Genomic DNA, 24,894 nt, shown 5'->3' with positions numbered 1-24,894 from the left:
GTTGCATGCCGATACCTTAATCAACGTCACCACAAAACAATGTTTTACAACACAACAGATAACGCCTATCAAAGCGCAATTTTTAAAAATGCATGAAAGACATCGCCAAATTAATCCAACATATTGATTTATAATAATCTATTTTTTACAAATTTGAATAGCAACCCCAAATATCGTAAGATTTCCTCATTTTAAATCTTCTTAATTGAATCAATCAATACCACTCCCTACAGCCACAAGAGAATAGATAGATAAAAACTCCTTATAAACTATTTCAAGTGCCAAAAGCTATCCCAACACTTTAAACAAACAAAAAAATGAAGACATCGCCCACCATCTTTATGAATGAATCTTACACCATTTTGTAAAAATTTTTACCTTACATCCTTAACAAACACCATCACGAAATGAACTCAAGTACATTAAGAAATGCCTCATTAAACCCAAACTTTTAATTCTCATCTCACCCACGCGCGGCATTATCAATGCAACCTTTCAATGTTCAAGCCGTTATAGCAAAACCCCAAACACCATCCCAACTGTCACACAACAATTTAACACATGAAGGAGTCAATAAATGTGTCTATTTTCACCCCATAGAAAAAATGCTAAAATTAAAAAACGTATAGCACAATTAAAAAGAGAGCTGGTCCCCGTAAATCATTGGAGTTTTCAAAATGATAGCTTTGAAAATATTTCTGAGCTGTTTAACACATGGAAACAAAAAGGCCGTCACGCACTTTATCACCTCAACGAACATGCTACAGAATTAAAGAAAAAAGCGAAAGAAAATCCTAAAAAAACCCTCGCATTAGCAGCAGGAGTCGTTTTAGTAAGCTTCTTACTGATCCGTAAAAATTAATAACACAACCAATAACCTTCCCTTTTAATGCCCGCCTTAAAACGGGCATTTTTATGGTTTACAAAATATAAACTTTACGTCTTCCTCCTAACTTTACGCCCTCACCCAAAAGGATAAGTTTCCCATCCGACCCAGTCTATAATCCAGTTTTTTATCTGGCATCCCCCTACCCCCATCTTCCAAACATGCGGTGACACCACACCTCAAAGGACAGTGTTGTGCAAAACCACAAGCAAAGCTTCCAATACTCCACCCCCCCTACTGAGTTAGTTCAAAAGAAATGGAAGTGAGTAAAGATGCATGCGCTTTAATATTCTAAGGAACATTATTTTACATCATGACATAAAAGTATAAGAAGCCTAAGAGCTTTAAAACATGTAGTATAGCAAACCAAACGAAATCTTCCAATGTAAACAACCACTTGCTATAAGTAAATGACGCAAAAATTAAACTGAAAAAACCCAAAATTTCATCCTCCAGAATCGACTCGCTGCGAAGTATCTACATAGGTAACCACGGACATGCCAGGAATGAGTTTTTCAATCCCTTCCTGCCCAGGATCTAAAGCAATCCGTACTGAAATACGTTGCGCAATTTTGATAAAATTACCAATTGTCGTATCCGTTTTTAACAATGAAAACTCTGAGCCTGTAGCAGGTGCAAAACGAACCACACGCCCTGTTAACTTTTTGTTGTTCAATGCATCAACAGAAAAAACAACCGGTTGTCCCACACGCATCTGAGAAAGTTGCGTTTCCTTATAATTAGCAATAATCCAAATATCATCAGAAATAACAGAGACCAATTGTGTCCCCGGCATAACATATTGCCCTACCCGCGCTCCAACTAATCCAATATAGCCTGTTCGAGGAGATAAAATCTTTGTGTGATCGAGATTAAGTTTTGCCAACTCAACACTCACCTTCGCTCCCGCAATTTCTGACTGTAAACTTTGCCGTTCAAGATCCAATTGTTTTTGCAATTGGCGTTTTGTTTCGAGAGCTGTCAAGAGTTGTGAAAGAGGACGAGAAACAGAACTTGCCGCATCACCAAAACCTAACTTTTTACTATCTGGAACAACATTGGAAAATGCTCGTGAACGCGCCAATTCCACCTCTGCTGTATTAATTTCGCCCTGCAAAAGCTGTGCTTGTAATTCAATACTTGCCAGTTTTGCATTTTTTGAATCGAGAACAGCCTGTGCCCGTGCAAGCTGCTGCCGAAAAAGAGAATCATCGAGCTCAAAAAGCAGCATTCCCTTTTCAACACGTTGATAATCTTGCACATAAATCCGTGCAATCACCCCAGAGATCTGTGAACTAACCAGAGTAACATTGCCCTTAATAGAAGCATTATCCGTTATTTGAATGTTACTCACAAAAGGAGGAAGCCTCCAAGCCCACAAAATCAGCAAAACACCCGTAATGCCCGATAGGAATGCAACAATCGTAGCTTTTGACCGTAATTTTTTTATCATTTTTTGCACCCCTCTTTCTATGACATTACTCTACTTTTCTAATGCACGCAAAGAGCATGACTTAACAATCATTGTGACAAGAAAAATAACGAATACAACCATTGAAATATAAAAATAAAGCCGAAAAACGTCATCATAAGCAAAAATATTTGCTGTTAACTTAAATTTCTCTATCAACATAGAAGTACCCTGCTCACTTCTCAAGCCATTGGGAACAGAAACACCATAAGAAGGCGAAAATAAAGTATTCATCTCACCAGAAATAAGCGGATCAGTAATAATAATATTTTGTGTTAAGGACTCAAAGTTCTTATGGGCAAAATAAAACTGAAGGCTGCCAAAAAAAGCCGACCCCATCAATCCCCCTGTCACTTGCGTTAGCAAAAAAACAGCAATAAAACTTAAAACGTAACGCGGTCCTCGCTCACCAGCGATCACAAACCCTTTGAAAAGAGCAGGAGGCAAAAAAAGTGCATAACTAAAACTCACCAACCCTTGGCTCAACATCATATCTTGTGGGCGCGTTAAATGGTTTACATGACTATCTAAATAAGCTCCTAACGCCAAACAACCCAAAGACAACAAATAAAAATAATCCTCACGCCCCGCCCGTAAAAAAAAGACACAAATAGCCCCCCCTAACAGAATCCCTAATGTCACCGCAAGATACATGGGCGCCATCTCACGATTGAGCAAACCAAAAAGATTAAAAAACCCCACGGGCAAATTTGACCGCTCCAATAAAAAAACATGAAAAATAAATAAAATAAAAACAGATTGGACCATTTCTTTACTGAAAATCCAACGGAGATCAATCAACGGTTTTTCTCTATTAAGCTCAATAATAATAGCAATAGCCAACGAGAAAATAGCAAGTGCGAGCCCCCAACCAATCCATGGTGCTTCATACCACCAATACAATATGCCAACAGACATGATCACAGCATTTAATCCAAGACCAAGAGCAATCAAACCATAGCTTATCCAATCTAATTTTTGAATAACCTTACTACGCACAACAGGAGTAAGAGGCAAAGTATAGATACAGACCAAGCTGATAAGAACCAACCCCATTTCCAGAGCGGAAAGACTGGAAAAACCACCATTTTCCAGCAAATCAGGAGAAATCAAACGTGATAAAGGTGCCGCTAAAGCCGCATTCATATAATTCAAACTAAGACCAACAGTAAACTTCTTTGCTGGAGCAAAAGCCTCCATCATATAAAGCAGCGCAAGCGAAGCCAAAGGAGCAGCAGCAATCCCAGCAAAAAAGCGAATAATCAATGCAGAACGCAAATCCGTAACAAAGAGCTGCAACACGCAAACCAAAACAAAGCCAAGAATTGATAATTCAGCAAAAGCGCGCAGCCCAAATTGATAGCGGATTTTGATCAACATAATCGCTACACTCACATTTGGCGCCATATAAGCCGCTACCAGCCATGTCGTCTCGGCCAAAGTTGCATGAAAATCACCCGTAAGATGGACAATGTTAGACTGAACAATATTAGCCCCTAAACCATAAGCCCATTGCAAAATAAGAGAAGCAAAAATATAAACAAAGCACTTTGGCAAAGGTCCCGCAAAGACACGACCAGGATGAGGAAAAGGTTTTGCACTCCTTTTAGCAGACACAACCGTACTCTTTTTTCCGCTCATGTCATCTTTTCCTGTATACTCTGCTACGCTTCTATCAACACAGCACCATCAGCTGACAACTGCTGGAAAAAAGCCTCTATTTTATGATTGTCCTCATCACTTGTCCCTCCTTCTAACGTCGCTTGAATCTGCAAAATCTGCTGTTCTAATACATCAAAAGAAAGATTCTCTACAGCCACAACGTGCTCTACCAATAAAGAGCAGCCTGAAAAGGTAATATTTGCAACGCCCCCGCATACAACAAATAATTTTTCACCCACAGAGGTGCGAACACGAACACTGCCCAACACAATACTTGCCACCAATGGCGCATGATGCGCCATAACTGTCAGATAACCTGAGGCTGAAGGAAGAACAACAGACACGACCTGCTCTGAAAACACAATTTTTTCAGGCGATACAAGCTCAAATAAAAAATGCTCTTCTCTATTGTTTTCCACAAAAGTCTCCACAATACCCGATATAAGGACTCTCCGTTTTCTCCAACGACTCGTCCTTTTTAACGAAAAATACCCATGACAGTTTTCTCTTGAATAAGAAGCTTCTTACTAAGAAGCCTCTGCCATGAGACGCTTTCCTTTTTCAAGTGCTTCATCAATCGAACCAACCATATAAAAAGCAGCTTCTGGCAAATCATCATAATCGCCAGCACAAAGCCCCTTAAAGCCTTTGATTGTCTCTTCCAAAGGAACGAGTTTCCCCGGTGAACCAGTAAAGGCTTCCGCAACATGGAAAGGTTGCGAAAGGAAACGTTCAATTTTACGCGCCCGCCCCACCAGCAATTTGTCATCTTCAGAAAGTTCATCCATTCCAAGAATAGCAATAATATCCTGAAGCGCTCTATAACGTTGTAAAATGGTTTGCACTTGACAAGCAACAGTGTAATGCTCTTCCCCCACAATCAATGGATCCAACATACGCGAGAAAGAGTCAAGCGGATCAACCGCTGGATAAATCCCCTTTTCCGCAATAGAGCGCGAAAGAACAGTTGTTGCATCCAAATGAGCAAAAGACGCTGCCGGCGCCGGATCCGTCAAGTCATCTGCCGGAACATAAATTGCCTGAACGGAAGTAATAGAGCCTGTTTTTGTACTAGTAATACGTTCTTGCAACGCCCCCATATCTGTTGCCAAAGTTGGCTGATACCCCACAGCAGAAGGAATACGCCCTAAAAGAGCAGACACCTCAGCTCCTGCTTGCGTGAAACGGAAAATATTATCCACAAAGAAGAGAACATCTTGTCCTTCATCACGGAAACTTTCTGCAATTGTCAATCCTGAAAGAGCCACACGCGCACGCGCTCCTGGTGGTTCATTCATTTGCCCGTAAACAAGGGCACACTTTGACCCTTCCGTTGAACCATTATTCTCTTTTGGATTCACATTCACGCGGCTTTCGATCATTTCATAATAAAGATCATTTCCTTCACGTGTACGTTCTCCCACACCAGCAAATACAGAATAGCCACCATGTGCCTTTGCAATATTGTTTATAAGCTCCATAATGAGAACGGTTTTTCCAACACCAGCACCACCAAACAAGCCAATTTTACCTCCTTTAGAATAAGGGGCTAACAAATCCACGACTTTAATACCGGTGACAAGAATTTCCGAAACAGTCGATTGTTCAACATATTCAGGTGCCTCTTGGTGAATAGAACGTGTTTTGGTTGAAGCGATTGGTCCCACATTATCCACCGGTTCCCCAATCACATTCATAATACGTCCCAACGTTGCTTCTCCTACAGGAACGCTAATTTGTGTGCCTGTATCCACAACCTTTTGGCCCCGCATCAAACCATCAGTCGTATCCATAGCAATCGTACGCACAGTATTTTCACCCAAATGCTGCGCAACTTCTAATACTAAGCGATTACCTAAATTCTCTGTTTCCAAAGCGTTGAGAATATTTGGCAATTCACCTTCAAATTGCACATCAACGACAGCACCAATAATCTGCTTGATTTCACCAACAGCGCCTTTTGCACGCTCTTCTTTTTTTGCGGATGTATCTTTTTTTACAGGTGTATCTTTAGCTGCATCACGCGCAGGTACAGAGGAAGCCTTTACATCCACTTGAGATTTCGAAGCGGCTTTTTTCACGCTGGAACGAGCAGCTGGTTTCTTTTTTTCACCTTTTTCTGTTCCTTTGCTTGAGGTTACTGCTTTTACCATCAATCCTTACCTTCTCCATTTAAAGCGCTTCAGCGCCCGCAATAATTTCGATCAATTCTGTCGTAATCTGTGCTTGACGTTGACGATTATAAGCCACCGTCAATTTACTAATCATTTCACCCGCATTGCGCGATGCATTATCCATAGCTGTCATCTTGGCGCCCATTTCACCAGCAACATTTTCTAGCAAAGCCCGAAAGATTTGCACCGAAAGATTACGTGGTACAAGGGCCTCTAAAAGAGACGCAGCATCAGGTTCATATTCATAAACAATCGATTGTGAACCTTTGTTATGATCGGTTTGCTCCACAATATCTATTGCCCTAACAGTTGCTTTTGGAGCAACCATTGGAATCAAATCCAAAGCTGTTGGACGCTGATTAATTACGGAAACAAATTCAGAATAAAACAGCGTACAAACATCGAAAGCGCCTTCATTGAATAAATCAACAATCCGTTGACTAATCATCACTGCCTCTGCAAAACCAATTCGCTTTACAGCATGCAAATCGATATGGTCAATTATCAAACCTTTGTAATCACGCGATAAAATATCCGCGCCCTTTTTACCCACAGTGATAATTTTTACTATTTTATCAGCCGCCAACAATGCCTTAATCTGTTCACGTGCACGACGAGCAATTTGCACATTAAAAGCACCACACAAACCGCGCTCAGCAGTACACACCACCAAAAGATGCACATCATCGCGCCCCGTACCACGCATAAGAGTAGGCGCATCAACACCATCTACATCAGCAGCAACACTGGTCAAAATATCAGCCATTCTCTTCGCATAAGGGCGTGCAGACTGCGCTGCCTCTTGAGCACGATGCAACCTTGCCGCTGCAACCATTTGCATAGCTTTGGTAATCTTTTGTGTTGCTTTAACCGAAGCGATACGGTCTCTAAGATCTTTTAGTGAAGCCATTCAAGCATTCCATCAATTCATCACGAGAAATTTTTCGCATAAGTATCAAGAACAGTTATCAACTTATCTTTCAGCTCATCTGTTATTTGCTTTTGCTCAGCAATTGCCTTTAAGAGATCTTGATAATCACTACGCAACAGCACTAAAAGTCCCTGCTCAAACCGCGCAACATCAGAAACCGCCAAAGCATCAAGATAGCCATTCACACCCGCAAAAATAACCACCACCTGTTCTTCTGTTTTGAGTGGAGAAAATTGCGGCTGCTTCAACAGCTCTGTCAAACGCGCACCCCGATTTAACAGACGCTGGGTTGACGCATCCAAATCAGAGCCAAACTGCGCAAAAGCTGCCATTTCACGATATTGCGCCAATTCACCTTTAATCGAGCCAGCAACTTGCTTCATTGCCTTAATTTGTGCAGCAGAACCAACACGTGATACAGAAAGACCAACATTTACAGCAGGACGAATTCCTTGATAAAACAAATTAGTCTCTAGAAAAATTTGCCCATCAGTAATCGAAATCACATTTGTAGGAATATAGGCAGAAACATCATTTGCTTGCGTTTCAATAACTGGCAAAGCTGTCAACGACCCAGATCCATTTTCCGCATTCAACTTCGCAGCCCGCTCTAAAAGACGCGAATGCAGATAGAAAACATCTCCCGGATAAGCTTCACGACCTGGAGGACGACGCAATAAAAGAGACATTTGACGATACGCCACCGCCTGTTTTGATAAGTCATCATAACCAATCAAAGCATGTTGCCCATTATCACGGAAATACTCACCCATAGCACACCCAGCAAGAGGTGCAATAAATTGCAGTGGTGCTGGATCAGAAGCGGTCGCTGCAACAATAATAGAATATTCCAGCGCTCCACGTTCTTCTAAAACTTTAACGAATTGTGCCACCGTCGAACGTTTTTGACCGATAGCCACATAAATACAATAAACTTTGTCTTGCTCTCGTCCAGCCCCTGTCTCATGAAAAGGTTTTTGGTTTAAAAATGTATCGAGCAAAATTGCTGTTTTTCCTGTTTGGCGATCACCAATCACCAATTCACGCTGCCCCCGTCCAATAGGGATGAGTGCGTCAATCGCTTTCAATCCGGTCGACATCGGTTCATGGACAGACTGACGCGGAATAATTCCAGGAGCCTTAACATCGACACGACGACGCTCTGTTGCTTTAATGGGCCCCTTCCCATCGATAGGGTTTCCCAACGCATCAACCACACGCCCAAGCAAAGCGGGACCCACAGGAACATCGACGATAGCGCCTAGCCGCTTTACACAATCACCTTCACGAATATCACGATCTGAGCCAAAAATGACCACACCAACATTATCAACTTCCAAATTGAGTGCCATACCACGCACACCGTTTGGAAAGGCGACCATTTCCCCTGCTTGGACATTATCCAAACCATAAACGCGAGCAATACCATCCCCTACAGAGAGAACCCAACCAATTTCTGAAACCTCAGCCTTTTGGTCAAAGTTTTTGATTTGCTCTTTTAGAATTTTTGAAATTTCAGATGGTCTAATATCCATCAGCTGACCTCTTTTTTCAATGCAAGCTTAAGTGAAGACAATTTTGTGAGAAGAGACGTATCAATTTGAGACGATCCCACACGAACGATTAATCCACCAAGAATTGTTGGATCCACAATGATGTGCAGCAAGACTTTTCCTCCAACAACACCTTGCAAAGCCTCACACAACTCTTGTCTTTGTTGAGAACTTAAAGGGCATGCAGAAACAATTTGCGCAGTAACCTGCCTACGAGCGCGTGCAACACAATGCTGGAAAGCACGTAAAATACCAAATACGGCACTAAGCCTACGGTTTGTTGCAATAACGCGTAAAAAATTACCAATGACCTGCCCTGCGTTTTTATCAGCAAATTTGATGTTTGCACAAACAGATTGCATCACCTTAATTTGCTCTTTAACTGAAAAGAATGGACTAAGCACAAAGCGTTTTAAATCCTTATGCTCCAAAACAAGTAAAAGATCCTCTACTGCCTTTTCAACCTTTTCAACGTTTCCGGCTTCTTGAACGCAATCAAAAAGCGCTTGCGCATAGCGTTGATCTACCAACGGCAGCGGTATGAGAGAAAATGAATCCGACACGAAATACCGCCTCTTTCCCTTGAGCGACTCTCTGATAGTTATCAGATGAAATGAAACAGACATTCTCAATCTTAAGAATCTTTTTCTTAAAACCTAGAACAAAAATCACTTGGTTTCTAGCATAGACATAGCCGACTCGCAACACCACAAATCGCTGCTTTTTAAAAATTTTAATAAAATATTCAAAATATTTTTGAAAAGCATTTTTTTTAGATATACAGGATGGCATCACAGTTTTTTTATGCCTCTTTTTGACATTCTCTGAGCGATTTTTTCACTCTCTTTGATTTTTCTTCAAATGCCCTTGCCACCAAACGCTCTTGTCACCATAAAAAAACACTCCCTTTATCACCACAAGACCTTTAATGAGATGCAGCTGCGATTGAAAAAGTCTATTATTTCAAACTGATAAGAAAGAAAAAACAATGAATATCCTCCTAAAAATTAAAGAAAACATTGATCTTTTTTCTTCAAATACCCACTCCTTTTAAAAAATTTCACCAAGTAATATTTTCTTGTAAGCACACTCTTTAAATATACAAAACATTGATTTATAATGATAATATATCATTTTTCATACCGGATAAGCTTCAAATATCGACAAATTCTCTCTTTTCAAATTTTTTTATCAAAATCACGCCCTTCATTAAGCCCGCGTAGCTTCACTTTATATGGCACTATATTGCACTGATTTTAGAAGAAACATAGATCAATATCAATTTGAACGCGAATAGAATTGGGTATTTTGGGTGTACAACTAAGCATTTTCAGCCCTTATAATCCGCCTATCAAAAGAATACTGTCCCTCATACAAAAAAGAAGTAAAAGCCGAAATGATAGTGCCCTCGAAGAAGAGAGGCGCTTCTGCTGGTTCTATAACAAAGATATTTTTTCCCGTGGCTCTACTTAATGCAATACATGTATCATATTTTGCTGCTTGGATGCTTATTCTGAATAATATAAGAGTTCAAGTAAAGCACCTTAAGCAAAGAGACCTTCACTTTATGCGATACTGGTTTTAGAAAAAACTTTGCGGATCAATATCAATTTGAACCCGAACGGAACTGGGCATTTTGGGTGTACCGCTAAGCATTGCACGTATAAACCCTTGTATATCAAAAGAACGCTGTCCTTGCAGCAAAAGCCGAAAACGATAACGCCCCCGAACCAAAGCCAAAGGCGCTTCTGCTGGTCCCATAACCAAGATATTTTTTTCCCGTGGCGCTGCCTGACGCAATGCGCGCGCATAATGTTCTGCTGCTTGGCGCTGTTGTGCAGACACGATCAAAGAGGCAAGCCGCCCATAGGGAGGCAAATGATAATGCTGACGTGCTGCAATCTCACGTGTGTAAAAATCTTCTGGCTGGCATGCAAGTAAGGCTTTGATGACCGGATGATCTGGTTGATAAGTTTGCAATAATCCTAAACTTTTCAATCCCACACGCCCTGCTCTTCCGGTAACTTGAGAAAGCAGCTGATAGGTACGTTCACTTGCGCGTAAATCGCCATTGGCAAGACCAAGATCAGCATCAATAACGCCAACCAGAGAGAGCTTGGGAAAATGATGTCCTTTAGCGACCAACTGTGTTCCAATAATAATGTCCACATCGCCATTTGCAATGGCTTGTAATTCGCTTCGCAACTTCCCAATCCCTCCTTTGAGATCTGTTGAAAGGATCAATGATCGCGCTTGAGGAAAAAGCATTTGTGTTTCTTCGGCAATTCTTTCCACACCCGGTCCACAAGCCACGAGATGATCTAAGGTTCCGCATTCAGGACAGGCTTCAGGAAGTGGTTCATGATATCCACAATGATGACATTTCAGTTGCCCTTGCGCACGATGTTCTACCAACCAACTTGAACAATCGGTACAATGAAAACGATGTCCGCAAATTCGGCATAAAGTCAAAGGTGCATAACCACGACGATTAAGAAAAAGAAGAGCTTGTTCGCCCTTATCAAGCGTTTGTTTTAAAGCCCTTTCAAGAGCAAAGGAAATAAAGCGCCCCTTTTGCACCCCTCCTTGGCGCATATCAACCACCCGCAACTGTGGAAGTGCAGCTTCTTTAAAACGGGAAGGTAAATGCACCTTTTGATAACGCCCTTTTAAAACATTGGCTTGGCTTTCAATCGACGGTGTGGCTGAAGATAAAATAACAGGAAAATGCTCAAAAGAGCCCCGTGCAACAGCCATATCACGCGCATGATAAAAAATGCGCTCTTCTTGTTTATAAGCGCTATCGTGCTCTTCATCGACAACAATCAAGCCAAGCTCATGAAAGGGAAGAAAAAGTGCTGAACGAGCCCCCGCAACGACACGCACCCGCCCTTCTGCAACTTGCCGCCAGACGCGTTCTCTACGACGTGGCGTCAGATCAGAATGCCATTCTGCTGCCGCAGCGCCAAAGCGTGCATAAAAACGATCTAAAAACTGCTGCGTTAAAGCAATTTCCGGCAATAAAATTAAAACCTGCTTACCTCCTCTGAAGGCTTGAGCGACCGCTTCAAAATAAACTTCCGTCTTTCCTGATCCGGTAACACCATCAAGCAAAAAAACTTGAAACTGAGAAGATAAAACACCTTCCCGCAATAATGTTGCTGCTTCATTTTGCGCTCCCTGCAACTGAGGGGGACAAAAATCAGGATCAGGCATTGCCACAAGATCAGGAGCAGGAACCTTAACATCTTCAAAAATTCCTAGCGCTTTTAAACCTTCAACAACAGAAACCGAAGTTCCAGCCGCATGTGCCAGACCAGAACGTGTCCATATCTTCTCATTACGCACCAATTCCAAAATCCGTGATCGCGCTGGTGTGAGACGTTCTACATTTCCACCACAATATCGCAAACCCAGCATCTGCGCTTCCGGCTCTAAAGCAGCCGGTACCGACAAAACCAATCGTGCTACAAGACCAAAAGGTGCCATTGTATAGCGACTAACAAAACGCAAAAATGTGATCATTTCTGCCTTTAATGGGGGACAATCAAAAACATGAAGCAGAGAGCGTAATTTTTCACGCGCCACAGGAGCAGACTTTTGCCCATCGGCTGTCTGCTCTCCAACGTCCACAACAAAACCGCAAAGCTCACGCCCCATCAACGGAACCCGAACAAAGGAACCAACGTTCACCTCCATAGAAGATGGAACTTTATAACTATAAGCGTGAGCAACAGGAAGAGGAACCAATACGGATACAATCTTTTCCTCTATCATGTTTGAATTCATCTTTTAAACCAATCTACGACCTATTGAACACCAACAGGCCTAAACCTTAATCTTTAAACACTCTTATAAAATTCATTGCAGGATTCAATCCCCCCGATTACAACACTTTTCTAACAAAAATTCTTTTTAATACTCATTTCATCACCAAAGTGCCAATAAAAGAACCAATCTCATCGTCTATAATAAAAAACTCTATAGCAAAAAAAAAACAGCGCCATTCTTCTGTGCAAATAAAGCGCATCACTATTAAGCATTCAACATGCTATCGGTTAAGTGCATCCTTCAACAAAGCGATCCCATAATATGACTTCTTCCCAACGCACACTTTTATTTTTTTACCGCCTCATATCTCAATTTATCTTCAACAAACTGATTTATAAAGATATAATCATCATTTTACCTATTGTAATAAAACCCTCAATACGATGAATTTTTCTCATTTCAACCCCATCGAGGAACATTTGTAAATCCTTATTGATGAAAGAGTATCCCATGATTTTAATTATAGGGAGAATAATATTGCAAATGGAGCCGTTACAATATTCACCTTGGCTTTGTGCCAAAACGTGAAAACACATGTATACATCTTTCAGCTTGATTGAGAATCAAGCAACAATACAAGCAGCACAAAAGCGTATTGTTGAAGAATGGAGAACACAGAATAAATCAATGTAATTGACCATAAAAAACCCTTCATGCGTAAAATTTTACAGGCGTTCTTCAACAGTGTTTTACGACAAAATAAATCCATCCGCTTTCATCAAAAACAAAGTTAAACATACCCCCTAAAAAAGGAAGGTATCTTATGATGCACTCTCAAATATCAAGAGCAATCGCAAATAGGAAATGAGCAAAGTGTTTGATAATGCTAGCTTATTTCCATAAATATAAAAACACCGCTACGCAAAGATGCCAATACGCAAAAATATTGGTACGCAATGAATTCTATGCCTTATCACGAGTAACACTATGAAATGGGTGTGGAAACGATAAATCATATTTCTTTACCGAAAACGGGTACATGATTAACACCATAGCATTCTTGTTCTTTACACAGATATTAATTCTTTCTCTTGCTTTTGCAGTCAACAATAGCGCATAACAAAAAATAGGATAAAGCTAAAAAGAAGAGGTTAGAGATGAAATTTTTTGTGGATAGCGCCGATATTGAAGAAATTCAAGAGTTACAGAATTTAAGCCTTGTTGATGGTGTTACCACCAATCCCTCTCTTATCCTAAAATCAGGACGCAATATTCTTGATGTTACAAAAGAAATTTGTGCTCTCGTTAGCGGACCTGTTTCTGCTGAAGTTGCAGCAACGGAATTTGAAAGCATCATGAAAGAAGCAGCTGTTTTAGCAAAGATTGCCGACAATATTTGTATCAAGCTTCCTTTAACACTCGATGGATTAAAAGCCTGTAAAGCCCTCACAGCAGCAGGACTAAAAACAAATCTCACACTTTGTTTTTCTGCCAATCAAGCCTTACTTGCCGCCAAAGCAGGCGCAACATTCGTTTCACCTTTTATTGGTAGACTTGATGATTGTGGAAATAATGGAAGTGAACTGCTTCATGAAATTCGCACAATTTATGATAACTATAACTTTGAAACACAAATCTTGGCCGCTTCAATCCGCACCGTTAATCATGTCAAAGAAGCAGCACTCAGTGGTGCTGACATTGCAACAGTTCCACCAGCAATCTTAAAAGCACTGGTCAAACACCCTCTCACCGACAAAGGGTTGCAAATATTCCTCGACGACTGGAAAAAAACAGGACAAAATATTGCTTAATATCTAGAATTTTTATTGGAAAGATCTTTTGAAAGTAACAAAAAGATCTGTTCAGCCAACTCTTCCGCAACACGTTTTTTTGCATCTTCTTCTGCTTGCAGCGTTGCATATTCTTGACGAAGTCGCTCAAAAGATGCATTCATCATTGCTGTTCCTTTTGCAACAAGAGTATTTTTCATATCCTGCAAAGTGTAAGAAGCTCTGCTCATAACAGTTCCAACAGAAGGTCGTCCCTTTCTCTTTTTCTCGAAATCAACCTCTATCTGCATAGATTCTCTTGTAAAGACGGATATCTGTAATGCCAATTGATAAGCAGGTAGAGAAGGTTTAGCACCATTTCCATACAAAAGAAAAAGCAGATGGTTGCGCACCATTTGTCCAAAACGATCCGAAGGTTCTTCCACAACAATAGAAGCAAGCTTTTGCGCTAATCCCAAAGAAGCTTGTCCAGAAGGGTATCCAGAAGCAGGATTCCCATAAGAAGCAGAATCCATTGTCATTGCACTCTGCAACTCTTGACGGTAAAGCGGTTCAACTTTGCATCCACACAACAGTGTGAATACACCAGCTAAAATGACAAGAATAAAACTTTTAAAAAACGACATTCACAATCCTTTGTGGAACAACAATGATTTTTTTCACAGGCTTTTCAATTAGCTGCGCCTTTACAAAATCCAACGCCAAAACCGCTTCTTTAATCATCACCTCATCAGCAGTTGCTGCAACGCTCACCTCACCACGTTTTTTACCATTAATTTGTACTGGCAAAGTATAGCATTCCGCAACGGTTAACGTGGGATCATAAATAGGCCAAGCAAGCGCAGATATTAAATTTTTTCCCCCTAAAGCAGCATGACATTCTTCTGCTAAATGGGGCATCATGGGTGCAATCATAGCAAGAAAAAAATCCATAGCTTGACGTAAAGAAGCTTTCATTTCATCGTCAACACTTTCTATCCTATTTAACAACGGCGCCATAATATTCAAGAATTCATAAAGGCGTGCAATAGCCCGATTAAAAGCGAATTTTTCCAAATCATCTTCTACAGCGTGGAGCGTGCGATGTGCGACCTTTGAGAGTTCCAAAGCCGCTCCCTGATGCCCTGCACAAGGCGCCACATCCTTTAAAATAGAAGCACTCACAGCCACATGGCGCCAAACACGCTGTACAAAGCGATGTGCACCTTCAACACCAGATTCTGTCCAAATGACATCTCGCTCGGGAGGAGAATCTGACAACACAAACCAACGCACAGTATCAGCGCCATAAGATGCAATAATATCATCAGGATCAACGACATTCTTTTTTGATTTTGACATTTTCTCAATCAAACCAATCGTCACTTCACTTTGATCGGTTAATTTATAAGCACACCGCTTTCCATCTTTTTCAACAATCGAAATTTCTGCTGGAGAAACCCACCCTTGATCATCTCGATAGGTTTCATGCACCACCATCCCTTGGGTAAAAAGCCCCTTAAAAGGCTCATCTACCGTCACATGACCGACCAATTTCATGGCACGCATAAAAAAGCGCGCATAAAGAAGATGCAAAATGGCATGCTCAATTCCACCAATATATTGTTGCACAGGCAACCATTCAGCTGTTGCTTGTTTGTCAACAGGTTCCTGCGCAAAAGGAGCCGTAAAGCGTGCATAATACCAAGAAGAGTCAACAAATGTGTCCATGGTATCGGTTTCGCGTTTGGCAGGTTGACCACAGGAAGGACAAGTAACATTCTGCCATGTTTCATGTCGTGCAAGAGGATTTCCTGGTTGATCAAAAGTAACATCATCAGGCAACACAACCGGTAAATTGGCACGTGGAACAGGAACAACCCCACAAGTTGTACAATGGATCATCGGAATGGGGCACCCCCAATAACGTTGACGCGAAATCCCCCAATCACGCAAACGAAATTGCACTGTTTTCTTCCCTTGCGGTTGCCCATTGAGCATTTGTTTTTCAAGCTTTTTAGCAGCTTCTTCAAAAGCTTGTCGGGGTGTCAAACCATCCAAAAAACTGGAATTGATCATCACCCCATCACCCGTATAAGGTGTTTCAGTAATAACAAAATCTTCTGCTTGCTCTCCTTTTGGTAAAACCACCGGTTTTATTGGAAGATCATATTTACGCGCAAAATCGAAATCTCTCTGATCATGAGCTGGACAACCAAAAACAACCCCTGTTCCATAGTCCATAAGCACAAAATTCGCGATATAAACGGGAATATGTACTGTTGAATCGAAAGGATGAACAGCCAAAAGGGGCGTGAGAAACCCTTGTTTTTCAGCTGTTTCAAGTGCTGCCGTTGTCGTTCCACCACACCGACAATTTTCAATAAAAGCACTCAACGCTTTGTCTTTTTTTGCCAAAGCTTGTGCAATAGGATGATCAACAGACAGAGCCAAAAAGGAAGCACCAAAAAGTGTATCAGGGCGCGTTGAATAACAAACAACCTCATCAAATTTTTCACAAACATCATCAGCATCACCTGTCGACTTTAAAGCCCAACGAATCAGCAAACCTTGTGATTTTCCAATCCAATTTTTTTGCATGGTGCGAACTTTTTCAGGCCATTGGTTCAGCTCTTCAAGCCCAGCCAAGAGATCTTCACTAAAGTCGCTAATTTTGAAAAACCACTGGGTCAACTCACGTTGTTCCACCAACGCACCAGAACGCCATCCCCGCCCATCAACAACCTGCTCATTTGCCAAAACGGTGTGGTCAACAGGATCCCAATTCACCTTAGCCACTTTACGCGCAACCAAACCCTTTTGATAGAAATCAAGGAACAACATTTGTTGACGATGGTAATATTCCACATCACAAGTCGCAAATTCACGCGCCCAATCGAGTGAGAGCCCTAATTGTTTTAATTGCCCGCGCATGACCGCAATATTTTGATAGGTCCAAGTTTTAGGATGCACTTTATTTTGCATAGCGGCATTTTCAGCCGGCATCCCAAAAGCATCCCACCCCATGGGATGAAGCACATTAAACCCCTTGGCGCGTTTATAGCGTGCAACCACATCCCCCATGGCATAATTGCGCACATGCCCCATGTGAATGCGCCCAGAAGGATAAGGAAACATTTCTAAAACATAATATTTTTCACGAGCATCTTCTTGAAGAGTCTGAAAAATTTTCTTTTCATCCCAAATTTCTTGCCATTTTTTTTCTCTCGCACGTGGATTATAGCGTTCGCCTATATTATAATGTCCAATTGTCATTCCCATTATACTCTTTTAATAAAACAGAACCAAAAACTTGTTTTATTATGCTTGACCATGGATTAACCTCATCGTCAACATTTTCGTGAAATATTTCCCTAAGTATTTTATAAAACTTTAAAAAAAACGACCAACTCTTGAACAAAAAAGGTAAAGCACAAAAACATGAATACACAAACGCCCCTCGATGCCCCTTCCGTTGAAGCATGGCAAAACCTTCAAAAAGACATTGCTGAAACATGCCAAGAGTTACAACGCCCTGTAGAAGAAATTGAACTTATCGCTGTTTCAAAAACTGTTTCTGCTATTGATATACGACCCCTTTTGCAAGCAGGCCAATCTTTGTTTGCAGAAAACCGCGTACAAGAAGCAGCACAAAAATGGCCTGCTTTACGTCAACAATTTGAAAATATTAAACTTCATCTCATTGGTCCCCTACAATCAAATAAAACAGCAGAGGCGATCAAACTTTTTGATGTTATTCAAACGGTTGACCGTGAAAAAATAGCCAAAAGCTTAGCTGAAGAAATGGAAAAACAAAAAAAGCATCTCCCCTGCTATGTTCAAGTTAACATTGGCTTAGAACCGCAAAAAAGTGGTATAGCACCACAAGAAGCTACATCTTTTGTCAACCAATGCAAAAACAATTATGGACTTGATATCATCGGACTTATGGGCATCCCCCCTGTCGACGAAAACCCCGGTCCCTATTTCGCTCTTCTAGCAAAATTAGCAAAACAAGCAGGTCTTCCAAAGCTTTCCATGGGTATGTCCAGTGATTTCAAAACCGCTCTACAGTTTGGCTCTAATGTCCTTCGCATTGGCTCCGCTTTATTTGGAAAACGCGCTGTGTAAAGCAATTTCCCCTCATATAAATCTATTCCCCCTTCAATAAATTCCCATTGAAGATTCTACGAACAAGCCAAAAACAGCAGAAATGAGAAAAATATTTCCTTCAATCTCAATAAAGGAGCAATTCTAGCAAAAAAGATTCCAGTCCCTCTTTCATCCTGTTAGCAAAATAAGCAAAAAAGCTGGTCTTCTCAAATTTCTCACCGGCACATCCACAACACGTACAATAGCTTCAAAATAGCATTACAATTTGGCTCTCATATTCTCGCATATTGGCTCTACTTTACTCCCCTCTGAACGCCTCTCCAGCAAAAGCAACATAAAAAATAAATCCTTATATAAAAGCAAAATGATAAGAGGGGCGTTGAGCATGAATGAAAAAACTGTCGCAAAATCACTAATAGCAAAAGAATATTGAATACGATTATCGCAATGATTTTCATTGAAAATTACGCATTCTCTTAACTTCTCCAACATGCGTAAACAATTTCCCCGCATGCCAATGGCGTAAAGCAGGCAAAAGAGGCTTATGGCTGCATAATACAATAACAAAACTCTTTCATGTAAGTCACTTGAGCAAAATAAACATCTCAAATACCCAATAGAGCACCAAGAGCCGCGCTAAACAACATGCTAGCAATCTATAAGATCAACGATAGCATAGAGGCTTTCTATGCTCTACAAAGCGTAAATACAGTCAATATCCGCCTGAAAAATAAAAGAACTAATCCCAAGCATATGCGCATAATACATGCAGGCAAAACAATGGCAATGAGACCGATTTCAATAACGATATTTCTTTATCTTTCTCGTAAACAAAGAGAAAAACTTCAACTTTTCATATGCGCAATTTTTCTGATTTTAAACTTTAATTAAGAAAAACCATGGGGTATTTCTTATATTTTAAAATATTGTAAATAATATTATTATCTTTTTAAGAAAAATATTAATATATACATAACATATATATGATTTATATAGTATTTTTATTTCCATTTTTAAAATTTATCTTTGACAATGATCTAAAATACGTAATAACCATTTGAAATGTATCATTGTGATACTACTTTTAATGTGGATAATTAAGGAGAATTAATATTTTTGGTTCATTCAACACATTCGGTCATATGGCGACAAAGATATCTCTGAAGTTAAATAATTTTGTAAGTATATTTGTAAGAATATACCAAAATTAAATATCTACATCTGTGCATAAAATAATTTTCAGAGATATCTATTGTGGATCACATCTTATAATCAGGATTTTTTTATAATGAATATTTGTTATGAAATTGTAAGAATGTTTTGTATTCTCATTGTCTTTATCCCTATATATGCTATTGGTTTTTAAAAGTGGTAGTTACAGTTGGAAAGTAACTATAAAATAAACTTTATATACAGTAATTCTTTTCATTATTTTTGATATTTTGGTTTAATTAATTATTAATAAACTTATTCTTTTTTTAATAAGGGAATACAAAATAAAAAACATTTAAAGCGATAATCAATAAAGCACCTTCATCTCCCTTTTTATATGATATTTTTTAGTGCCTTTGTGCGTTTATAAAAAGCTCTATACCGCAATAGTCTTTGCCATATTTGAATATCCTAAAAGCATAAAATACCTTTTTAAGAAAAACGTATCAGATTTAAAAATTGACTATTCTAATCTTTGTCATTTAGTCTAACCTCACAATGAAAAGCTTTTGGGAAAACTCTGCCACAAATATCACCATACAAAAATACAGAGGCAGATTTTTCCAAACAATAAAAAGAGGGAAACATGACTGAAAAAATTTATCCAATATCAGAAGAGATCAAAAAAAATACTTTACTCGATGAGGAAACTTATCAACAGTGGTATCGAGAAAGCATCGATGATCCAGAAAGCTTCTGGGCAAAACATGGTCAACGCATTGAATGGTTTAAACCTTTTACAAAAGTAAAAAACACTTCTTTTAACGGAGATGTCTCCATTCAATGGTACGAAGATGGGATAACAAATGTTACCTATAATTGCATTGATCGCCACCTGAAAACCCATGGAGACAAAATCGCGCTCATTTGGGAAGGAGATAATCCTTATCATGATAAAAAAATAACCTATAACGAGCTTTATGAACATGTTTGTCGTTTTGCTAATCTTTTGAAAAGTCGTGGCATTAAGAAAGGCGATAAAGTAACCATTTATCTTCCTATGATTCCCGAAGCAGCCTATGCCATGCTTGCTTGTGCTCGCATTGGAGCTATTCATTCGGTTATTTTTGCTGGCTTTTCTGCTGAAGCAATAGCAGGACGCCTTGTCGATTGTGAATCAACCTTCATTATTACCGCTGATCAAGGCTTGCGTGGCAGCAAACGGATCAACTTAAAAGACAATGTTGATCATGCTATTGAGATAGCAGCGCGCCAAAACGTGCAGGTGGACCAAGTCATGGTTATACGGCGGACTTGTGGACCCATTCAATGGATAAAGGGGCGTGATTTTTGGTACCACGAAGAGATAGCTCATACCAAAACAGCTTGTCCACCAGAACCAATGAATGCTGAAGATCCACTTTTTATTCTTTATACTTCAGGCTCAACAGGCAAACCCAAAGGTGTTTTGCATACCACAGCAGGCTATCTTGTTTTTGCCTCGATGACTCACCAATATGTTTTTGATTACCACCCCAATGAAGTTTACTGGTGCACAGCTGATATTGGGTGGATAACCGGCCATTCTTACTTGGTTTATGGACCTTTATGTAATGGTGCGACCACTTTAATGTTTGAAGGCACACCAACCTTTCCTGACAAAGGAAGATTTTGGGAAATTGTCGACAAGCATCAAGTCAATACACTCTACACCGCACCAACAGCTATCCGCGCCTTAATGGGAGCAGGAAATTCGTTTGTTGAACACTCAGACAGAACATCGTTGCGTCTTTTAGGCACAGTAGGAGAACCTATTAACCCAGAAGCATGGGAATGGTTTTATCATATAATTGGAAATGACCGTTGTCCGATTCTCGATACATGGTGGCAAACGGAAACAGGAGGGCATATGATCACACCCTTGCCCGGTGCAACCCCCCTCAAAGCAGGATCGGCCACACGTCCTTTCTTTGGTGTTCAACCCCAAATTGTTGATGCCCAAGGCAATGTTTTAGAAGGTGAAGCAGAAGGCACTCTTTGTATCAGTGATTCATGGCCCGGACAAATGCGCACACTTTATAAGGATCATGAACGCTTTATTCAAACTTATTTTTCCTCCTATAAAGGAAAATATTTTTCAGGCGATAGCTGTAGGCGCGATAGCGACGGTTATTATTGGATCACAGGACGAGTTGATGACATTCTCAATGTCTCGGGGCACAGATTAGGAACCGCTGAAATTGAATCAGCTCTTGTTTCTCATCCCTCTGTATCAGAAGCAGCTATTGTGGGTTACCCGCATCCCATTAAAGGACAAGGAATTTATAGTTTTGTGACCCTCATGGAAGGAACAGCGCCAAGTGAAGAATTGCAAAAAGACCTTATCAAGCATGTGAGACAAGAAATAGGCTCTATTGCCATATTGGATAAAATTCAGTTTGCTCCGCAGCTTCCCAAAACGCGATCAGGGAAAATTATGAGACGTATTTTACGAAAAATCGCTGAAAACGATTTTGATACTCTCGGAGATATTTCAACTCTTGCCGAACCACAAGTTGTTGAAGATCTGATTGCCAACCGACAAAACTAAAAAACACGACGAAATACAACATACGGTGGTTTTTGTTTTTTGCTAAAATTATCTCAGCATTATTACGAAAACCACCGAGGAGAATAAAAAATAAAACAATTCACGAGAAGCTCAATCATTCTAACAACAAACGCTTTTTTTCATAACAGGTAAGAAATAATTTAAGCAAAAACCTCAGGATTGGGATGCGAACAAGAATAAGAAAGTAAGATAAAAAGAGCAACATAGCTTTTTAAAATCACCCAATGTCCACTCAGTGCAAAAAAAGCCTCTGAGTAAGAAGGAAAAATAGTTCTGATGTTTATGCTAGAATCCCTTTGAAATTCCTGCTAAAATCATAAATAAGGCTAAAAAAAGAAAGTATAAGTGATAATATTCTTGAGCAAAAATATTTATCTATAACGAGGGTGTATAAAAAATATTGAAAACCATGAAATCTAAAATAAACAAGCTTACAACAAAAATCTAAAGCAATGAAAGTAAGAGTTTTTAGAATAAATGATGCAATATAAAATCAGGAGTAATAATAAAAAGTGATTCATTTTGAAAATGTCGGCCTACGCTATGGAATGGGCCCTGAGGTCCTTCGTGATATTAGCTTTCATATTCCTCCTGGATCATTTCAATTTCTCACAGGTGCCTCTGGAGCAGGGAAAACGTCGCTGATGCGTCTTATGTTTTTGGCACTCAAACCCACCCGCGGTCATATTGATCTCTTTGGAACAGACACAGCATTACTCAAACGACAAGAGCTCCCTGCGCTGCGACAACGTATTGGGGTGGTTTTTCAAGATTTTCGTTTACTCGACCACATGACCACTTATGAAAATGTCTCCTTACCTTTACGCATTAAAGGACAAGAAGAAGCAACCTATCGCAGTGAAGTGGAAGATCTTCTCTGTTGGGTAGGTCTTGGAGATCATATTCATGTTTTACCACCGGTTCTTTCCGGTGGGGAAAAACAAAGGGTAGCCATTGCACGCGCACTCATTGATCAACCTGAAATTCTACTTGCCGATGAACCCACCGGAAATGTCGATCCGCCCTTGGCAAAACGCCTCCTCCGTTTGTTTATTGAATTAAACCGTTTTGGAACGGCTGTTATCATTGCCACCCATGATATTGCCTTAATGGAACAAGTTGCAGCACGGCGTATGCTTCTCCATAACGGACGGATGACGATTCATGAATAAGTCTTTCCCCATTTTTACAAGCAATAAAAAAAATACAACAGCGATTATTCCCAGTGGTAATATTTCTGGAAAAGCATTAGTTGCCGTGATTGCTATTATGACATTTCTTTCAAGCCTCACCTTAATCGGTGTTGATTTGGTCCAACGTGCCGCCCAAAATTGGAGTAATCAGATTAGCTATGAAGCAACAATACAAATACGCCCCATTGACAATGTTGATATCAACAAAGCACTCCGTGATGCCGTACAATTGGTTAAAACATTTTCTGGTGTACAAGATGCAAAAATTGTTGACCAAAAAGCTACAGAAAAGTTACTGGAGCCATGGCTTGGAACAGGCTTCAATGTCAATGAACTACCCCTTCCCCGCCTCATCATTGTGACCCTGAAGAGAGATGAAAAAATCAATTTTGCAGCCATTAATCACGCCATTAAAACCCAAATTCCAGGAGGTCAATTTGATGATCACCGTGTTTGGGTTCATCGTTTTGCGACCATGGCACACACCACTGTTTTCATTGGTTTTTCAATTTTAGCATTGGTTTTAGGCTCTCTTATCCTCACCATCATTTTTGCCACCCGCAATGCATTGGCAGAAAATACACATATTATCAATGTCTTATATTTCCTTGGTACTGAAACTCTTTTCATTGCGCGCCAATTTGACTGGCATTTTTTTAAAACTGCGCTGCGTGGTGCTTTATATGGTGGTCTCACAAGCATATTTCTATTTTCAGCCTTTTGTCTCTGGACGAATTATAACTTGGGAAGAGTAGAAGCTAGCCAAGTAACAGCTTTGTTTGGACATCTTTCCATAAGTTCCATCCCCTACGGAAAAATCATTTTTCTTATTATTTTCGTTTCTTTTCTTACCACCCTTACAAACCGCATGACTATTTTAGCGCAACTGAAAAAAATCGATCAATGTGAAAACGGTTTATTTTAATTTTATGACTCACAACACTTTCAACTCATTGACGCAAAACAATTTAGAACGTCCTCTTCCAAAACGGCCCCACTATAATAGTTGGTCTCCCTGCTTTTTATTTCGCTATTTTCCACCGACAACCCTTACTCTTGCAATCACTGTTTTCATTTTCTGGGGCGGTTTTATTATTTTTTCTGAAAAAACCGAACGACTTTCTCCCCCAACACCTCTCCCCAAAGCGGATGCCATTATCGTGCTTACAGGCGGAGAAAACCGAATAGAGACAGGACTTAATCTCTTACAAAGGGGGTTTGGTTCACGTCTCCTCATCAGTGGCGTAAACACCACAACCAATCTGAAAAGTCTCATGCACAACATGCATATTACCCCACGGCTTATCTCCTGTTGTATTGACATTGGGCATCAAGCGATTAACACCAGAGGAAACGCCGAAGAAAGCGCCGCTTGGATCAAAAAACACCACTATAGAACTCTTTATATCGTCACCCATGATTACCATGTGTGGCGCTCAATGCGAGAACTTAAATATTTAATGCCTGATATCCATTTCATTGCCTATCCTGTTAAAAAGAACAATGCTGAAAGCGCAATACAACAGATCAATCAAATCCGCATTCTTATATTCCAATATATTAAAACGCTCCAAGTCTATATCAGAACCGCATTCTAATCTTTATCCT

General features: G+C 40.1%; 17 protein-coding genes. 7 read left to right on the top strand and 10 right to left on the bottom strand.

The annotated features are described in order from the left end of the window. Positions 1 to 577 precede the first annotated feature (577 nt). Entirely contained in the window at positions 578 to 862 is a 285-nt protein-coding gene (locus ACFIM6_RS03855) for a hypothetical protein (protein WP_375611728.1), read from the top strand. A gap of 469 nt (positions 863 to 1,331) precedes the next feature. Here the strand turns inward: ACFIM6_RS03855 and ACFIM6_RS03850 are convergent, their stop codons facing one another. The 8 genes from ACFIM6_RS03850 to ACFIM6_RS03815 form a co-directional block, all read right to left on the bottom strand. Further along, the gene (locus tag ACFIM6_RS03850) at positions 1,332 to 2,339 is read right to left on the bottom strand and encodes an HlyD family secretion protein (RefSeq protein WP_375611727.1); all 1,008 of its coding nucleotides are present in this window, start codon (positions 2,337 to 2,339) and stop codon (positions 1,332 to 1,334) included. Between the two features lie 30 nt (positions 2,340 to 2,369). Further along, entirely contained in the window at positions 2,370 to 3,998 is a 1,629-nt protein-coding gene (locus ACFIM6_RS03845; protein WP_375611726.1) for an MFS transporter, read from the bottom strand. 23 nt (positions 3,999 to 4,021) lie between these two features. Further along, positions 4,022 to 4,438 carry an ATP synthase F1 subunit epsilon gene (gene atpC, locus ACFIM6_RS03840; RefSeq protein WP_375611725.1) on the bottom strand — a complete coding sequence of 139 codons (417 nt, stop codon included), beginning with the start codon at positions 4,436 to 4,438 and terminating at the stop codon, positions 4,022 to 4,024. A 108-nt stretch (positions 4,439 to 4,546) separates the two neighbouring features. Then, on the bottom strand, positions 4,547 to 6,172 hold the full coding sequence (atpD, locus tag ACFIM6_RS03835) for a F0F1 ATP synthase subunit beta (protein WP_375611724.1): 1,626 nt from the start codon (positions 6,170 to 6,172) through the stop codon (positions 4,547 to 4,549). A gap of 19 nt (positions 6,173 to 6,191) precedes the next feature. Then, on the bottom strand, positions 6,192 to 7,103 hold the full coding sequence (locus ACFIM6_RS03830; protein WP_375611723.1) for a F0F1 ATP synthase subunit gamma: 912 nt from the start codon (positions 7,101 to 7,103) through the stop codon (positions 6,192 to 6,194). 20 nt (positions 7,104 to 7,123) lie between these two features. Beyond that, positions 7,124 to 8,659 (bottom strand): F0F1 ATP synthase subunit alpha, encoded by a 1,536-nt coding sequence (gene atpA, locus ACFIM6_RS03825; protein WP_375611722.1) that lies wholly within the window; start codon positions 8,657 to 8,659, stop codon positions 7,124 to 7,126. After that, the gene (gene atpH, locus ACFIM6_RS03820) at positions 8,659 to 9,240 is read right to left on the bottom strand and encodes an ATP synthase F1 subunit delta (RefSeq protein ID WP_375611721.1); all 582 of its coding nucleotides are present in this window, start codon (positions 9,238 to 9,240) and stop codon (positions 8,659 to 8,661) included. The genes atpA and atpH overlap by 1 nt, the downstream gene beginning before the upstream one ends. Positions 9,241 to 10,258: 1,018 nt before the next feature. Beyond that, on the bottom strand, positions 10,259 to 12,454 hold the full coding sequence (locus tag ACFIM6_RS03815) for a primosomal protein N' (protein WP_375611720.1): 2,196 nt from the start codon (positions 12,452 to 12,454) through the stop codon (positions 10,259 to 10,261). 1,151 nt (positions 12,455 to 13,605) lie between these two features. Between ACFIM6_RS03815 and fsa the strand changes: the two genes are divergently transcribed. Further along, a complete protein-coding gene (fsa, locus tag ACFIM6_RS03810) occupies positions 13,606 to 14,259 on the top strand; it encodes a fructose-6-phosphate aldolase (RefSeq protein ID WP_375611719.1) in 654 nt (217 codons plus the stop codon). On the opposite strand, the gene lptE is transcribed toward fsa, so the two are convergent. Both lptE and leuS read right to left on the bottom strand, forming a co-directional pair. Then, positions 14,256 to 14,864 carry an LPS assembly lipoprotein LptE gene (lptE, locus tag ACFIM6_RS03805; protein WP_375611718.1) on the bottom strand — a complete coding sequence of 203 codons (609 nt, stop codon included), beginning with the start codon at positions 14,862 to 14,864 and terminating at the stop codon, positions 14,256 to 14,258. The two genes, fsa and lptE, sit on opposite strands and share 4 nt — an antisense overlap. After that, a complete protein-coding gene (gene leuS / locus ACFIM6_RS03800; protein WP_375611774.1) occupies positions 14,851 to 17,493 on the bottom strand; it encodes a leucine--tRNA ligase in 2,643 nt (880 codons plus the stop codon). The genes lptE and leuS overlap by 14 nt, the downstream gene beginning before the upstream one ends. A gap of 165 nt (positions 17,494 to 17,658) precedes the next feature. On the opposite strand from leuS, the gene ACFIM6_RS03795 reads away from it, so the two are divergent. The 5 genes from ACFIM6_RS03795 to ACFIM6_RS03775 all read left to right on the top strand — a co-directional run bounded on the left by ACFIM6_RS03795 (position 17,659) and on the right by ACFIM6_RS03775 (position 24,884). Continuing rightward, a complete protein-coding gene (locus tag ACFIM6_RS03795; protein ID WP_375611717.1) occupies positions 17,659 to 18,348 on the top strand; it encodes a YggS family pyridoxal phosphate-dependent enzyme in 690 nt (229 codons plus the stop codon). Positions 18,349 to 20,128: 1,780 nt separating this feature from the next. After that, on the top strand, positions 20,129 to 22,072 hold the full coding sequence (gene acs / locus ACFIM6_RS03790) for an acetate--CoA ligase (RefSeq protein ID WP_375611716.1): 1,944 nt from the start codon (positions 20,129 to 20,131) through the stop codon (positions 22,070 to 22,072). Positions 22,073 to 22,605: 533 nt separating this feature from the next. Then, complete coding sequence (ftsE, locus tag ACFIM6_RS03785) at positions 22,606 to 23,265, top strand: cell division ATP-binding protein FtsE (protein WP_273723097.1); 660 nt, start codon at positions 22,606 to 22,608, stop codon at positions 23,263 to 23,265. After that, positions 23,258 to 24,211: a cell division protein FtsX gene (locus ACFIM6_RS03780; RefSeq protein WP_375611715.1), complete on the top strand. Its 954-nt coding sequence runs from the start codon at positions 23,258 to 23,260 to the stop codon at positions 24,209 to 24,211. The genes ftsE and ACFIM6_RS03780 overlap by 8 nt, the downstream gene beginning before the upstream one ends. Positions 24,212 to 24,215: 4 nt before the next feature. Next, positions 24,216 to 24,884 (top strand): YdcF family protein, encoded by a 669-nt coding sequence (locus tag ACFIM6_RS03775; protein WP_375611714.1) that lies wholly within the window; start codon positions 24,216 to 24,218, stop codon positions 24,882 to 24,884. The last annotated feature ends 10 nt before the right edge of the window (positions 24,885 to 24,894 follow it).

The organism is Bartonella sp. AA9NXGY (genome assembly GCF_042196845.1).
Lineage (GTDB): Bacteria > Pseudomonadota > Alphaproteobacteria > Rhizobiales > Rhizobiaceae > Bartonella.
This window is presented reverse-complemented; position numbering and strand designations above follow the sequence as displayed.